Below are 15,291 nucleotides of genomic sequence, written 5' to 3'. Positions count from 1 at the left end.
AAGCATGTACAAGCGTTTAGCTAACGTAAAGATAGCTAAAAACACAAACTCACTTCACCTAAAAACCGACGTATTATAATGATCATTGTCGACATTGACCAGCGTATCGCACTGTCTTTGAGCAGCAAGATTGATCGAAAACTACGAGTTTTTTCTCATTCGTCTATTTTCCGTACAAAAAACAGGCCTTTTTTGTTGGTTTATCACAACGAAATTCTAACGACCTACTGTTATCCATAAACAAAGCAATCCAAAGACGACTTTTTTCAGTATAGAAAAAAGCATTCTGATTGCTAAGTTGATATAGCAGAACGAAACCGCCACAATATTGCTTACTTATAAACAGTGGGCCATCAAACACGGAAGCAAAATTTTATGATCAAACCTGACGCTCAGATTCATATTAGTAATTTACGCCTACGAACCTTTATTGGATTCAATGAATCTGAAAAAACCAACAAACAAGATGTCGTCATCAACGCTTGGATTCACTACCCTGCCGATCAAGCCTATAATACTGATGATGTTGAAAACGCGGTTAACTATCGAACCATCTGTAAACAAATGATAGCCCACACTGAAAACAATCGCTTTTTATTACTGGAAAAGCTAACAGCTGATTTATTGGAAATTTGCATGTCGCCCAGTCATGTCACCTTTGCCAAGGTAGAAGTGGCTAAGCCACACGCATTAAGATTCGCCGACTCTGTTTCTTTAACCCTCTCCGCTACTCGAGAACAATAAAACCCAATGACACACAACATGTCCATTACCCTAAAGCCGGGATTCAAAAACCACATCCAAGGTCTAGAAGGCAGCCGCAAAGCCCTGCAACTTCTCGCGATATCAGCACAATACAACACCCCCATCCTTTATATGGTCAATACGGTTGCCGAGCTCAATGAGCTAGAGGATGAAATTCATTTTTTAAGAACATCACAACAACAAGTACTTAGATTCAGTGATTGGGAAACCTTACCGTACGACGCCTTCTCCCCCCATCAGGACATTATCTCGCAACGACTCGAAACGCTTGCCAAGATTAATGAGAGCAACAACCCGATCATACTGGCCACCGTAGCCTCTTGTATGACTCGCCTATGTCCGAAACAGCACCTTGATCGAGAACGCTTTCACCTGAAAGAAGGCCAACAACTGCCTGTGGAAATATTGGCAGACAAACTAAGCAAAGCGGGTTATTTAAATGTAGACACCGTTCATGAACATGGTGAGTTCGCGATTCGCGGTGCGCTCATGGACATCTTTCCGACTGGCGCAAAAAACCCGGTCCGAATTGACTGGTTCGATAATGACATTGACTCTATTCGTTGGTTTGATCCAGACACCCAGCGCAGTATTAATAAAGTCACAGAAATTAACATGCTACCGGCAAGAGAATTTCCAACCACCAGCCAAAGCATTCAACACTTTCGTAAAGCGTTCCGAGAACGATTCGACGTAGACCCTTTGTCTTGCCCAATTTACCAGGACATCTCCAGCGGTCTAATGCCTGCAGGCATCGAATATTATCTACCCTTATTTTTCGAACAAACATCAAGCCTGTTCGACTACCTGAATACCGACACCTTAATCATCCGCTCTGACGCCTTCAATGAACAACTGGCCAGTGTGCAATTAGACTTTCGCAGTCGCTATGAATCTTTAAGCTACAACATAGAGCGCCCTATTTTGACGCCGGATGAAGTCACCTTAAAAGAAAACGAAGTCTTCAGTCTGCTCAATCAATACAGCAATGTCATCTTTTCCGCGCAAGGGGTTCACCCTCAATACCAAGCCATCGACAATGTTAAAATTGATTCGAAAGCCGACGCTCCATTAGCGGCATTAAAACACTATTTAAACGTCACCCAGAACCGAGTGTTGATCGTGGCGGAATCCGCAGGTCGACGAGAGGCTCTGCTAGACCTGCTCAAAAAACATCAAATCGCGCCTAAACAAGTCAATGATTGGGCTGATTTCATACAGACAGATCATCCGCTCGCGATTACAGCAGGGCGAATAGGAAGAGGTTTCGCCATTTCAAATGACGTCTCACTAATTCCTGAAAGCGACATACTTGGCGAACGCGTCTCACAACACCGACGTCGCAACAAACAACAGAACATCAGTGAAGACGCCATCATTCGTAACCTTACCGAACTACGCATGAATGCCCCTGTAGTTCACATTGACCATGGTGTGGGACGCTACCTTGGCCTGACCAATTTAGAAATAGACGGCCAAGAAACCGAACTGCTGACACTCGGCTACGCCAACGACGCTAAGCTTTATGTTCCCGTCTCCTCATTGCAGCTTATTTCGCGCTATACCGGTGCCGACGAAGACACTGCACCATTGCATAAATTAGGCACAGATAAATGGAGCGTCGCCAAACAGAAAGCCGCTGAAAAAGCCCGCGACACCGCAGCCGAACTATTGGAAATCTATGCTAAACGCGAATCCAAAGTGGGTCATAATTTTGCAAAACCGGATGACCAATATGAACTTTTTGCAGCGGGTTTCCCTTTTGAAGAAACACCAGATCAGCAAATGGCCATCGATGCGGTCATACAAGACATGTCATCCCCAAAAACCATGGATAGACTGGTCTGTGGCGATGTTGGATTTGGTAAAACCGAAGTCGCCATGCGCGCCGCTTTTCTTGCCGTTCAAGATGGCAAGCAAGTTGCCGTGTTAGTCCCCACCACCCTACTGGCTCAACAACATTATGAAAATTTCTGTGATCGTTTTGCTGATTGGCCAGTCGAAGTAGAATTGCTATCACGGTTTCGCTCCGGCAAACAAACCACCACAGCCATTGATCGCTTAGAAAGTGGCAAAGCGGACATTGTGGTTGGCACACACAAACTGATCCAAGGGGACATTCGATTTGCCAATTTAGGCTTGGTCATCATTGATGAAGAACACCGGTTCGGAGTCAAACAAAAAGAACAGTTCAAAACCCTCAGATCCGAAGTCGATATCCTAACGTTAACAGCCACTCCGATCCCGCGGACGCTTAATATGTCCCTGTCAGGCATTCGTGATCTGTCTATTATTGCCACCCCACCCGCCAAACGTCTGTCAGTTAAGACCTTCGTCAAACAAAAAGACGAAAACCAAGTCAAAGAAGCCATTTTACGAGAGCTTCATCGCGGCGGACAGGTCTACTACTTACACAATGAAGTACAAACCATTCAAAAAGCTGCAGAAGAATTAGAAACACTTATTCCAGAAGCTCGAGTAATGGTCGGCCATGGTCAAATGCGCGAACGAGAACTAGAACAAGTCATGTCTGATTTCTATCACAAACGTGCTAATGTGTTAGTTTGTTCAACCATAATCGAAACTGGCATTGATATCCCCAATGCCAACACCATTATTATTGAGCGAGCCGATAAATTTGGCTTAGCACAATTGCACCAATTACGTGGTCGCGTGGGCCGTTCTCATCATCAAGCTTACGCCTACCTACTGACACCAAATGACCGCAAAGTCACCCCAGATGCGGAGAAACGCCTTGAAGCCATCAGTTTAGCTGATACTCTAGGCGCTGGCTTTACCTTAGCCACCCACGATTTAGAAATTCGAGGTACAGGCGAACTGTTGGGCGACGGGCAAAGTGGTCACATTGAACATGTTGGTTTCTCTCTTTTCATGGAAATGCTGGATCGTGCGGTGAAATCCCTGAAAAATGGCGAATCGCCCGATGTCGATATCTCAACACCTGCACAAACCGACATTAATCTGCGCGTCCCTGCACTGATCCCAGAAGACTACCTAGGCGATGTGCATTCCCGCTTAATTTTGTACAAGCGTATCGCCAACGCCAACACCAGCGAAGAGTTGAAAGACTTGCAAGTCGAAATGATTGATCGCTTTGGGTTATTACCCGATGCCACGAAGAATTTGTTCCGCCAAACGGAAATAAAGCTAAAAGCCGAACAACTTGGCATTAATAAAATTGAAGCAAACGCAAAAGAAGGTAAAATCTTCTTTAATAGCAAAACGCCTGTTGACCCAATGAAGTTAATCAGCCTGATTCAGAAAAAGCCAGAGACATACAAACTGGCTGGCTCGGATACCCTCAAGTTCCTTGCCAATATGAACAGTTCTGAAGATCGCTTCCAACAGACCACCAAAACGTTGGAATTATTACATTGAAAAAATTAGCCTTTACTCTTTTCACGCTGCTTTTTATCAGCAGTCAAAGTCAAGCGATTGATGAGCCCATCGACCCTGATACGGCCAGAGCCTATGAAGGTTACATCGTCACCTTCATTTGGCCAGATGATCAAACCAGTGAGCAAATTGACTACAAGAACATCCTCACTACGGAAGGTCTATTTCGTCTCGCGGAAACAATGACCGATGCGTCGGCGACAACACAGGAAACACCAACCAATGTCACAGAAAATGAAGTGACCGAACCTGCAAGCCAGCCTGGCTTACCTGAGCCATTGGTCAAAATTGCAGCGAAATTAGGACAGCATGTTCGAATTTTATCGAATCAACAATGGACTTTGATCTTTCGACACCCTGGTGACACCATTGAAAAATCGTTTCACAGCGACGAAATAAAAGATGGTTACCCAGAATTGACTGGCGACATTCATATCAAACTGGGTCGTTACTTAGAATCAGACATTCAATACAAGCACTTTTTATTTGATAGTTTCACCCAACCGGATGCATCCCTCCCCATTGACGAGAATCAAAACCGCCTATTCTTCTCCAATCAGGAGTCTAACCAAGCATCTGAGCAAGCGAACACTAAAGATTTGAAAGCCTTTGAACCCGCCCTTGTTTTAACACTCGACATACACAACAAGACCGCCAGCAAAAAACTCAACTACTTAGACCACCCGACCATTGGGACGCTGCTGTATTTTCAACCGCTAGCACTAGAAGAAGCCGTTGAAAAAATTGTCCTTAAAACCATGTCCCCTGAAACGGGCCAAAGCCTCACATTTGATACGTTAAACAGTACCAATGAGCTCACTCGACCTCAGGCGATTACCGCTCCGCTGCAAATTGCGCCAAGCGAATAGCGCTTCCGACGCCTTATCCTCCAGCGAAAAAGACCTTGTTTGTCTTGTTGTGACAGCGCAATAAGACAAACAAGATCACAAAGCCTCAATCAATTAATTCGTGCTCTATAGCGTATTTGATTAACCCAGCAGAAGTATGAATGTCCAATTTATTCTTTAGATTCTGACGGTGAGTTTCGACTGTTCTCACGCTAATAGATAAAGACTGGGCAATTTCCTTATTAGACAAACCAATGGCCACTTCTTTTAACACCGCCACTTCACGCTTAGTTAATTCTTCATAACGTTTCGACTCAGTGACAGGGGAAAACAAGGAATCTGAAGCACCAGAACTGAAATACGTTCCGCCCTGATAAACCGTATTAATCGCTTGCACCAACTCCTCAGAAGACACGTCTTTGAGTATGTAGCCATTAGCGCCAGATTGGATCAGCGACAAAATATACTCTTTATCATGATGCATGCTGAGCATTAAAATTTTAACGCTTGGCAACTCAGCCTTAAAGCGTTTCGTCGCTTCTAAGCCATTTAACACAGGCATAGAAACATCCATTAAGATCAAATCCGGGTTTGATTCATGGGCTTTTTCTAAGGCTTCCAAACCATTTGAAGCTGTCGCTATGATGTCGATATTATCTTCCAGTTCCAAACGCGCTTGCAGCCCATCCAGCACCAACATATGATCATCAACTAAGAGAACGCGGATTTTTTTTGTCATTTTTATCGCTCTTTTTTTGATCTGCTAAAATGATTTCTCCAGCGGCAATGAAGCATGCACCTTAGTACCCTTGCCACGCTGAGATTCCAATATAAAATCACCACCAATCAACTCTAATCGCTCTCGCATATTGATCAGTCCAATGCCAGAAGATAATTCCCCTTTATGAGAGAAGCCCCTACCATTGTCCAAACACTCAAAGACAATATATCGATCAGATTGCCAGACTTGCAATTCAATCAAAGTCGCATGAGCGTGTTTTTCAATATTGGTTAACGACTCTTGAGTCAGTCGATACAGGGTAATCTCAATTTCGTCAGGTAACTTAGTCGGCACCTGAAAATGATATTCCACCTCAATCCCTGTTCGTTCCGTAAATTGATCAATCAGCGCTTTCAATGCCGTATCTAGACCGAGATCGTCCAACAAAGTGGGACGCAAATTATGTGAAATTTGCCGCACTTCATTGATTGTCTGACCGATGACATCACTCGCTTTGACGAGCTCCTGCTGTACTATGTCTTTATCATGCTCTCGCTTGAGCTTATTACCCGCCAACTCAATGCGAAATTTACAGCTCACCAACAACTGATTAATTCCATCATGCAATTCTCGAGAAAAACCACGGCGCTCATTGACCTGCAAACGCATAAAACGCTGCGCCACTTCCTTCAAACGGGAGTCCGCTAATTTGTGTTCATGAAGGTTAATCGCCAACCCAAGTAAAATCACCAAAATCACGGTAATAACGACCACAATAATGACACTGATAAAACTGCGCTGAATATTATCATTCATAATCGCTTGGGTTTTGGCCAACTCAGCGTAGACATCGTCTAAGTATAAGCCAGTACCCATCATCCAATCCCAACGATCGATCGCCACCACATAGCCAATTTTATCTTCCTGAATCATTAACGGTGGCTTTTCCCAAATGTATCTATGATAGCCACCACCTGCTTGTGCTGCGCGAATTAAACCTTGTATCAAGAAATTTCCTGAGCGATCCTGAAAATCCCACAAGTTTTTACCCACAAAATCCGGCTGAGTAGGATGCACTAAATTCACCCCGGTCATTTCGTAAGCAAAAAAATAGCCGTCGTCTTCATAACTCAAATTGGCCAGAATATCCTTCACCTGAGATTGCGCTTCTTGCTCTGTTAAAGCCGTATTCTCAAGTATTGGCAAAATCGCAGACATGGCAATATTGACGTGATTTTTTAACGCCTGCTTTTTAGCATTGACCAAATTAAATTCGTAGATAGACAGCTCTTGAGAAGCCAAATCACGGGCCGATTGTAAGCCCAAATAGGTAATGATCGTCGTCGCAGCAATCAAAGGGGCGATGGCAAGTAAGATAATTTTACTTTTTAGACCCACGAAACCACCTTATTTCTTATTTTTATGCGCCGCTCAAACCGCCACAACACATTAAACCGGTTAAGTAAAAATGCGAAAAAGCGGGCCAAAACCCGCTTACACATCGTGCTTTACGAATAGGTTAAGTCTAATTCATTCCATACCAACCAGGAAATACCATAATACTGGCCAAGACAAGAATTTGAATCAGAATAAACGGCGTCACCCCTTTATAGATGTCCGTTGTCCTGACTGAACTGGGTGCAACCCCTTTCAAATAAAACAAACTGAATCCAAAAGGTGGCGTTAAGAAAGATGTCTGCAAATTCATTGCAATCAAGATCGCGAACCACACCATATTAATGCCCAAAGCTTCCGCAACAGGAGCCAGAATCGGCACGATAATAAAAGCAATTTCAACGAAGTCGATAAAGAAGCCCAATATCAAAATGGCGATCATGGCCAAAATGATAAATCCCCACTTCTCACCCGGTAAGCTCAACAAAGCCTCTTCCACTATGTAATCGCCGCCAGTGTAACTGAAGGCCATGGAAAAAGCGGTCGCCCCCATCAAGATAGCAAACACCATCGCAGTGACTTTGACCGTTTCTAGACCACTGTCATAGAGCATTTTCCAACTAAATTGACGATAAATTAACGCCAAAACAATGGCACCAACACCACCTAGCGCAGAGGACTCAGTTGGCGTCGCAATGCCCGTAAAAATGGAACCCAATACAATTAACACCAAAGCCAAAGGCGGAATAATGGCTTTCAAAGCACTGCGAATTTGTTGCGCGCGAGTTTCCTTATCCAAATCCTGAGGCATGGCTGGCGCCATATCAGGGTTCAAAAAGGTTAAAATCAAAATATACGCGATGTAACAGCCAATCAACACCATACCCGGCATGAGAGCGGCTTGAAACAAATCCCCTACTGGAATCCCCAATACATCACCGAGTATGATCAAAATAATCGATGGTGGAATAATTTGCCCTAAGGTACCTGACGCGCAAATCGTGCCACAAGCTAAGGACTTGTTGTAATTGTACTTCAGCATGACCGGCAAAGAGATCAACCCCATGGCCACCACACTCGCCCCTACTACCCCAGTTGACGCCGCTAATAAAGCACCAACTAAAATAGTCGAAATGGCCAAACCGCCACGAACACCACCAAACAGTTTGCCCATGGCTTCAAGTAACTGCTCAGCCAATCGTGTCTTTTGCAGCACGATGCCCATGAAGACAAATAAAGGCACCGCCATCATGACCGTATTTTCCATATAACTTTGGATACGGAACGGCATAAAGGCAAACATATCAAAACCTTCGGCAAAGACACCAAAGATCAAAGCAATACCACCAAAGGTAAAAGCAACAGGGAAGCCCAGTAATAGCATTACCAGAGCAACAAAAAACATGATTATACCAATCATAAACAACCTACAAGTTTAAAATGGTGACCAGAATTAATGCTGAATTGGCGGATGTGAGAAACCTTCTTCGCTCACGCCTCGCAGCACATTGATGCAGCGAATAATCATGCCAAGACCAGTAATCGCCATGGAGAAAAAGGCAAAAGGGATAACCGCTTTTATAATCCACCGATAAGGCAAACCACCTGGATCACCACTGGTTTCACCGAGCAAAAAAGCTTCATGAGAAAAGCTTATGCCGTAATAGCCAACCAACAAGGTGAATGGCATTAGGAAGAACACACAGCCAAACAAATCGATCCAAGCTTTACCGCGAATGGTTAAATTTTCATAGATCAAATCAACGCGGACATGACCACCATGCTGTATCCCGTAAGGAATGCCTAACAAGAAAATAGCAGCGTATAAATGCCACTCTAACTCTTGCATCGCAATGGACACATCATTGAAGGCATAGCGCATTAACACGTCGTAAAAAACATTGAACAGCAAAGCAATGAACAATATGGTTGAAACCATACCAAGCGCATTTGAAAAACGAGTAATGCCACGCTCTAAGTGGATTAAAAACATTACGAACTCCTATACAAAATAAGGCGAATGGTGACCATCCGCCCTGCTTAGAGGTTTTATTCTGCTAGGCTATCAACACTATCAAGGTAGGCGCGATCAGAAATGTTGGTCCAAACACGTACCTTTTTCAGGTAGTCTGCTTGAGAGTCCAGAATTTCTTTCGCCAAAGGATCTTCCGCGGCTTTTTCATCAAGCAGCTCTTGGTTGGCTTTTCTCATTGCCAGCAACACGTCTTTCGGAAAGGTTTTTACCTGAACATTCGGGTATTCCGTTTTCATCGTCGCCCAGTTTTCAGCACTTTCATGATAAGACTGAATGTACATATCATAAGAGGCTAACTTCATCGACGTACGAAGGATTTCACGCAGATCGTCTGGTAATTTCTTCCAAGTACGTTCATTCACTAGGAATTGAAGCTCAGTTGCTGGCTCATGCCAACCTGTGTAGTAGTAAGGTGCAATTTTGTGGAAACCCATGCGCAAATCAAGGGAAGGACCCACCCACTCAAGTGCATCGATAGTACGACGCTCTAAAGCGGTGTACAGCTCGCCAGAGGCAATATTGGTTGGCTTAGCGCCTAACTTCGCTAGCACTTCACCAGCAAAACCAGGAATACGCATCTTCAGACCTTTCAGGTCATCCAAAGAATTGATTTCTTTTTGAAACCAGCCGCCCATTTGGTTGCCCGTATTACCACCAGGGAAAGACAACAAACCGAATGGTTTATAGACTTTTTGCATCAAGTCCATACCACCGCCGTAGTAGAACCAGCCGTATTGTTCTGGGGTGATCATACCAAATGGCATGGTTGTGAAATATAAGGTGTTAGGCACTTTGCCTTTCCAGTAATAAGACGCAGAGTGACCCATGTCATATTGACCAGAACGAACCATATCAAACACACCTAAAGGCGCTTTGTGTTTGTTGGCAGAATCGATGGTGATTTTCAAACGGCCATTCGACATTTCATCAGCAATACGAGCCATGTTACGTGGCGCATCACCAAAAATCGGAAAGTTAGATGACCAAGTTTCGGCCATTTTCAGTTTATAGACTCTGTCAGCAGCAAAGGCAGGCAGAGAAATCGCACTTAGCGTTACTGCGGTTGCAGCAACAAGGGTTGTCAATTTTAAGGACTTCATTGTTTTTATCATCCTGTTGTCTTGTTTTTTTATTGTTTGGATCAAGCAGGATGGATCATCGCCCGTATAAAAAGTGTAAACAATTCGTACGAATACCGACACACAAGGAAAAACTACGTAGCAGAATTCAGTATTTCTACTTAGAAAAGGAAATCATAACAAGGTCCGAATAGCATCAACGTCAGTCAGGATGACAGGCAAAGGGAGAAGAATAAATACCAAGCGCGGATAAAAAGCCGCCGCAACAAACAGGGCGACTTTTTGTTCTTAGCGTGTTTAGAAGCCTCGTGATTGAGTCAACTTACCAAGCCAAGTAACCGCTTTTTGTTCAAACGCTGAAAATACAGACAAACCAAAACGTTCGGCCATGCCTTTCGGCTGCTTATAAGACACCTGCACAACTTCTGAATCTTTATATTGCGCCACCAAATAAGCATCACTGGTCATAACGTCATCAACCAATTTATTTTCCAGCGCTTCACGCCCATACCAAGTATCGCCCGTTGCGATCTCTTCAATATCAAGCTGAGGGCGCTGCTCTGATACAAAGCGCTTAAACAAACCATGAGTGTCTTCTAGGTCTTGTTTGAATTTTTCACGTCCTTCATCGGTGTTTTTACCCAACATAGTCAAAGTACGCTTGTATTTGCCAGCTGTATGAAGCTCCACGTCAATCAAACTCTTATCCAACAGACGGTGAACGTTAGGCACTTGAGCCACCACACCAATCGACCCCAAAATGGCAAAAGGCGCCGCGACAATTTTATTGGCGACACACGCCATCATATAACCACCACTGGCGGCCACCTTGTCGACACAAATCGTCAAGGGAATGTTCGCTTCACGAATACGCTGCAATTGAGACGCCGCTAGACCGTAGCTGTGGACCATACCACCACCACTTTCAAGACGCACGACCACTTCATCTTTTGCCGTCGCCACACTCAATATAGCGGTAATTTCTTCGCGCATTGACGCCACAGCTGAGGCTTTAATATCACCATCGAAGTCCAACACATAAAGGCGTTTTTTCGGCGCTTCTTCGGTTTCCTTCAGAGCCTTCTTATTGGCTTTTTTCTCTAGCTTTTCTTGCTTCTTCTTTTCTTTCAACTGGCTTTTTAGTGTTTTCTTATCGAGCAATTGACGATCCAAGTCGTCTTTCATGGAATCGTAATTTTCATTCAGCTTAGTCACCGACAAACTGCCTGGCTGCGATTTACGTTTTCCATTTGCGACCATCGCCAGCAATACACCAATCACGATAGCGACACTGACCAACTTCAACAAAAAACCGGCATAGTCCGTTAGAAATTCCAACATCATCTTCCTCTAAATTCTATAAGTCTTTGTAATAATGGGGTATGAAACGCAAATAACAATGGTTTTTATGCATTTTCACCGTAGATACAAGCTTGTTTATCCCTTATTATTCAGCGCATCTAAAAATAAGCAAAAAACTTGCACACAAGTTACGTTTAAGGAGCTCTTAATGAAAACCTCTATATCCCATGCTCTGGGAAATAATTTCCTCGGCAGTTCGCCTCTCTGGTACAAGCAAGTAGTGATCGCCTTTTTAATTCTAAACCCCATTGCAGTAGTGACATTAGGGCCTTTCATCACCGGTTGGTTACTTATCATCGAGTTTATTTTTACCCTTGCCATGGCATTGAAATGCTACCCATTACAGCCTGGCGGTTTGATCGCATTAGAAGCGGTATTATTAGGACTAACCAATAGCGATGGTGTGTATCACGAAGTCATTAAAAACTTCGATGTCATATTGTTGCTGATGTTCATGGTGGCGGGCATCTACTTTATGCAAGGCATGCTGTTGTTTATTTTCAACAAGCTCTTAGTAAAAATCCGCTCTAAGGTCATTATTTCCTTAGTCTTCAGCTTCGCTGCTGCAGTGATGTCTGCCTTTCTAGATGCTTTAACAGTTACTGCCGTATTAATCAGCGTCAGCGTCGGCTTTTACTCTGTGTACCACAAGGTTGCCTCAGATCAGACCAGCAGCGGCAAACACAACCCAAACAGCGACGACAAGATACTACCGGTAAACCAAAGTGATCTCGCTGAATTTCGCTCTTTTTTACGTAGTCTGTTGATGCATGGCGCTATTGGTACCGCACTGGGTGGTGTTTCTACTTTGGTGGGAGAGCCGCAAAACTTATTGATCGCCAAAACGGCGGGCTGGGACTTTTTAGAGTTCTTCACGCGAGTTGCCCCTATCTCCATGCCTGTACTGGCATGCGGTCTATTGACTGTGATTATTCTAGAAAAAACCAAATGGTTTGACTACGGCGCTCATTTGCCTGAGAACGTACGTAACATTTTAAAGAACTTCGAAAAAGAAGAATCTCTTAAGAGTACACCTAGACATAAAGCCCAATTAATTATCCAAGGCATTGTGGCATTAATTCTGATTTTGTCTCTGGCGTTTCACGTCGCTGAAGTGGGTTTAGTCGGCCTAATGGTCATCGTGTTACTGACCGCTTTTAACGGCATAACAGAAGAGCACCAAATCGGTCACGCTTTTGAAGAAGCCTTACCTTTCACCGCTTTATTGGTGGTGTTCTTCACCATTGTTTCAGTGATTCACGAGCAGCATTTGTTCCAGCCCATTATCGATGTGGTTCTCAATCTGCCAACGGAAACCCAACCTCTCATGTTCTTTATTGCGAATGGTCTACTCTCTGCGATCAGTGACAATGTGTTCGTTGCGACCGTGTACATAGGTGAAGTAAAAGAAGCATTAGACAGTGGTTTAATCAGTCGCGAACACTTCAATACGTTAGCGGTAGCCATTAACACAGGGACTAATTTACCCAGTGTGGCAACACCGAACGGACAAGCGGCTTTTTTATTCTTACTAACCTCTGCAATCGCCCCACTATTGCGCCTTTCTTATGGCAAAATGGTTTGGATGGCCTTGCCATACACAATCGTATTGAGCCTCGTTGGCGGCCTATGCGTTAGCTACTTACTGTAATCAAATCAGCAAGCGCTTGATACAAAAATGCCCGCTTACCCCTGAATTTAGGCCTAAGTAAGCGGGCATTTTTATGACATCATCGGATTCTTTATTGGGCTTATTGATTCGCTCGCCACAAGGCTTGCCCTGCTTTCTTCTCAATCAAATCCAGACGCTCTTCGTGTGCCTGTAACTCTTCTTCACTGGCACGAATCACTTTTAACGCTGGTCGTTCAGGGGATAAACGGCGAATTTCACCCGCATCGCCTTCTTCACTTGAGTCTGAATCCGAATTATTGGCCAACCCAAGGCTGGTTTGGCCCCCCGTCATCAATAAATACACATCAGCTAGGATTTCCGAATCCAATAAGGCTCCGTGTAAATCACGATGGGAATTATCAATGCCGTAACGTTTACACAGGGCATCTAGATTATTTTTTTGACCTGGATGCTTTTTACGAGCATAAACCAAGCTATCGAAGACACCACAAACCTCTGCAACTTTCGGGTAACCTGCCCCAAGTAAAGCAAACTCATGGTTGATAAAACCTATATCAAACGGCGCATTGTGAATGATTAATTCTGCACCTTTAATAAACTCGAAAAATTCTTGTGCGACCTGATGGAACCTGGGTTTATCGGCTAAGAATTCATTACTGATTCCGTGAACTCGAAACGCTTCTTCTTCGATTTCACGATCGGGGTTGATGTAAACATGAAAATGATTTTTAGTCAGCTTGCGCCCCACCATTTCCACACAACCAATTTCAATAATTCTATGACCTTGTTTCGGATCAATACCCGTTGTTTCAGTATCCAGTATGACTTGTCTCATTATTGCGCCCTCAACTCCTCAATGCCTTGATTCGCCAATTGATCAGCAATCTCGTTACCTTCAATACCAGCATGACCTTTGACCCATTTCCAAGTCACCTGATGCTTTTGACAAGCATCATCCAGTGCCTGCCATAGGTCTTTGTTTTTGACCGGTTGCTTTGAAGCCGTCATCCACCCCTTCTTTTTCCATCCTGAAAGCCATTGCGTGATGCCTTTTTGAACATAAGAGGAGTCTGTATACAGAGTGACTTCACAAGCTTCTTTTAATGCTTTCAGGCCTTCGATGGCGCCCATTAATTCCATTCGATTATTGGTCGTGTCACGCTCGCCACCACACAAACGCTTCTCATGACCCCCAAAGGTCAGCCAAGCGCCCCAACCACCTATGCCGGGATTACCTTTACACGCACCATCGGTATAAATTACAACTTCTTTCACTCTTTTATCTCTTTTGCGGTTGGTTTGGTTAATGGCGGAACACGCACTCGCGCTCTTGACCAACGAGGTCTTAAGGGAATATTACGTTTCACATGCTTGGTAGCGGTCATCACATACACCCCGCCAAAGGGTAATTTCAATGTTTTAAACAAACGATTTAACCAGTTAAAACGACTACGCCATTTCGCACTTTGAAGTGGCGGCTCATAGTAAATAAAATGCTTACTCTCAAGAGTCAACCCCGCCACTTTCAACCAGTCTTCCAGTCTTTGATAGCGGATAAAACGTCCACACCAAGGCGCTTTGACACGCTTGGAACATACTCTTCTGATCCCCCACCAACTCCATGGGTTAAAACCAACAATCACTATCTTGCCGCTTGGCAGTAAGGTCCGTGCAGCTTCACGCAAATCATCGTGGGGACTAGAAGACACATCAAGCGTATGGTGAAACACATGCACATCCACGCCATCTGATTCAAACGGCAACTCAGAGGCTTTTGCCACCACAGTGTTAACCGACGCCCCCAGCTCCAGCGTTGGCGCGATTAACAAGCTTTCACGCAATCGATCATGCTTTATGGAAAACTGTTTTAAAGGCGATTGGCACACCAAATAATAGCCAATGGCCAGGTCCAATTCCGCTTCAATCTGCTGTAACTCACACTGTAATAAATCCACCCCAAGCGGCGTTTCATACCAGTTTTGAAACAATTGTCTTGATTGATCATCCAACATACAATGAAATCTCTTTATCGCGTC

The 15,291-nt window shown here is 44.1% G+C and carries 13 protein-coding genes; 4 read left to right on the top strand and 9 right to left on the bottom strand.

Annotated elements, in window-relative coordinates; genetic code table 11:
• Positions 1 to 375: 375 nt before the first annotated feature.
• The 3 genes from folX to ACHUFM_RS04870 are packed head-to-tail and all read left to right on the top strand — an operon-like array spanning position 376 to position 5,051.
• Complete coding sequence (gene folX / locus ACHUFM_RS04880; RefSeq protein WP_394180120.1) at positions 376 to 744, top strand: dihydroneopterin triphosphate 2'-epimerase; 369 nt, start codon at positions 376 to 378, stop codon at positions 742 to 744.
• Between the two features lie 6 nt (positions 745 to 750).
• Entirely contained in the window at positions 751 to 4,164 is a 3,414-nt protein-coding gene (gene mfd, locus ACHUFM_RS04875; protein ID WP_394180118.1) for a transcription-repair coupling factor, read from the top strand.
• A complete protein-coding gene (locus ACHUFM_RS04870) occupies positions 4,161 to 5,051 on the top strand; it encodes a hypothetical protein (protein WP_394180116.1) in 891 nt (296 codons plus the stop codon). The genes mfd and ACHUFM_RS04870 overlap by 4 nt, the downstream gene beginning before the upstream one ends.
• A gap of 85 nt (positions 5,052 to 5,136) precedes the next feature.
• On the opposite strand, the gene ACHUFM_RS04865 is transcribed toward ACHUFM_RS04870, so the two are convergent.
• From ACHUFM_RS04865 to sohB, 6 genes are all read right to left on the bottom strand, one after another.
• Positions 5,137 to 5,769: a response regulator transcription factor gene (locus tag ACHUFM_RS04865; protein ID WP_394180114.1), complete on the bottom strand. Its 633-nt coding sequence runs from the start codon at positions 5,767 to 5,769 to the stop codon at positions 5,137 to 5,139.
• A gap of 24 nt (positions 5,770 to 5,793) precedes the next feature.
• Entirely contained in the window at positions 5,794 to 7,149 is a 1,356-nt protein-coding gene (locus ACHUFM_RS04860) for a cache domain-containing protein (RefSeq protein WP_394180112.1), read from the bottom strand.
• 127 nt (positions 7,150 to 7,276) lie between these two features.
• Entirely contained in the window at positions 7,277 to 8,566 is a 1,290-nt protein-coding gene (locus ACHUFM_RS04855; protein WP_063333420.1) for a TRAP transporter large permease, read from the bottom strand.
• Between the two features lie 33 nt (positions 8,567 to 8,599).
• Positions 8,600 to 9,139 carry a TRAP transporter small permease subunit gene (locus ACHUFM_RS04850; protein WP_394180110.1) on the bottom strand — a complete coding sequence of 180 codons (540 nt, stop codon included), beginning with the start codon at positions 9,137 to 9,139 and terminating at the stop codon, positions 8,600 to 8,602.
• Positions 9,140 to 9,195: 56 nt separating this feature from the next.
• A complete protein-coding gene (locus ACHUFM_RS04845; protein ID WP_394180108.1) occupies positions 9,196 to 10,281 on the bottom strand; it encodes a TRAP transporter substrate-binding protein in 1,086 nt (361 codons plus the stop codon).
• A 276-nt stretch (positions 10,282 to 10,557) separates the two neighbouring features.
• Positions 10,558 to 11,601 carry a protease SohB gene (sohB, locus tag ACHUFM_RS04840; RefSeq protein ID WP_394180332.1) on the bottom strand — a complete coding sequence of 348 codons (1,044 nt, stop codon included), beginning with the start codon at positions 11,599 to 11,601 and terminating at the stop codon, positions 10,558 to 10,560.
• Between the two features lie 169 nt (positions 11,602 to 11,770).
• On the opposite strand from sohB, the gene nhaB reads away from it, so the two are divergent.
• The gene (gene nhaB, locus ACHUFM_RS04835; protein ID WP_394180106.1) at positions 11,771 to 13,273 is read left to right on the top strand and encodes a sodium/proton antiporter NhaB; all 1,503 of its coding nucleotides are present in this window, start codon (positions 11,771 to 11,773) and stop codon (positions 13,271 to 13,273) included.
• A 100-nt stretch (positions 13,274 to 13,373) separates the two neighbouring features.
• Here nhaB and dnaQ read toward each other — a convergent pair whose 3' ends face one another.
• The 3 genes from dnaQ to ACHUFM_RS04820 are packed head-to-tail and all read right to left on the bottom strand — an operon-like array spanning position 13,374 to position 15,267.
• The gene (gene dnaQ, locus ACHUFM_RS04830; protein ID WP_394180104.1) at positions 13,374 to 14,090 is read right to left on the bottom strand and encodes a DNA polymerase III subunit epsilon; all 717 of its coding nucleotides are present in this window, start codon (positions 14,088 to 14,090) and stop codon (positions 13,374 to 13,376) included.
• A complete protein-coding gene (gene rnhA / locus ACHUFM_RS04825) occupies positions 14,090 to 14,530 on the bottom strand; it encodes a ribonuclease HI (protein ID WP_394180102.1) in 441 nt (146 codons plus the stop codon). Before rnhA ends, dnaQ begins: the two co-directional genes overlap by 1 nt.
• The gene (locus ACHUFM_RS04820) at positions 14,527 to 15,267 is read right to left on the bottom strand and encodes a class I SAM-dependent methyltransferase (RefSeq protein WP_394180100.1); all 741 of its coding nucleotides are present in this window, start codon (positions 15,265 to 15,267) and stop codon (positions 14,527 to 14,529) included. Before ACHUFM_RS04820 ends, rnhA begins: the two co-directional genes overlap by 4 nt.
• Between the last annotated feature and the right edge of the window lie 24 nt (positions 15,268 to 15,291).

It is taken from the genome of Marinomonas posidonica (assembly GCF_043643765.1).
In the GTDB taxonomy this organism is placed as follows: domain Bacteria; phylum Pseudomonadota; class Gammaproteobacteria; order Pseudomonadales; family Marinomonadaceae; genus Marinomonas; species Marinomonas posidonica_A.
This window is presented reverse-complemented; position numbering and strand designations above follow the sequence as displayed.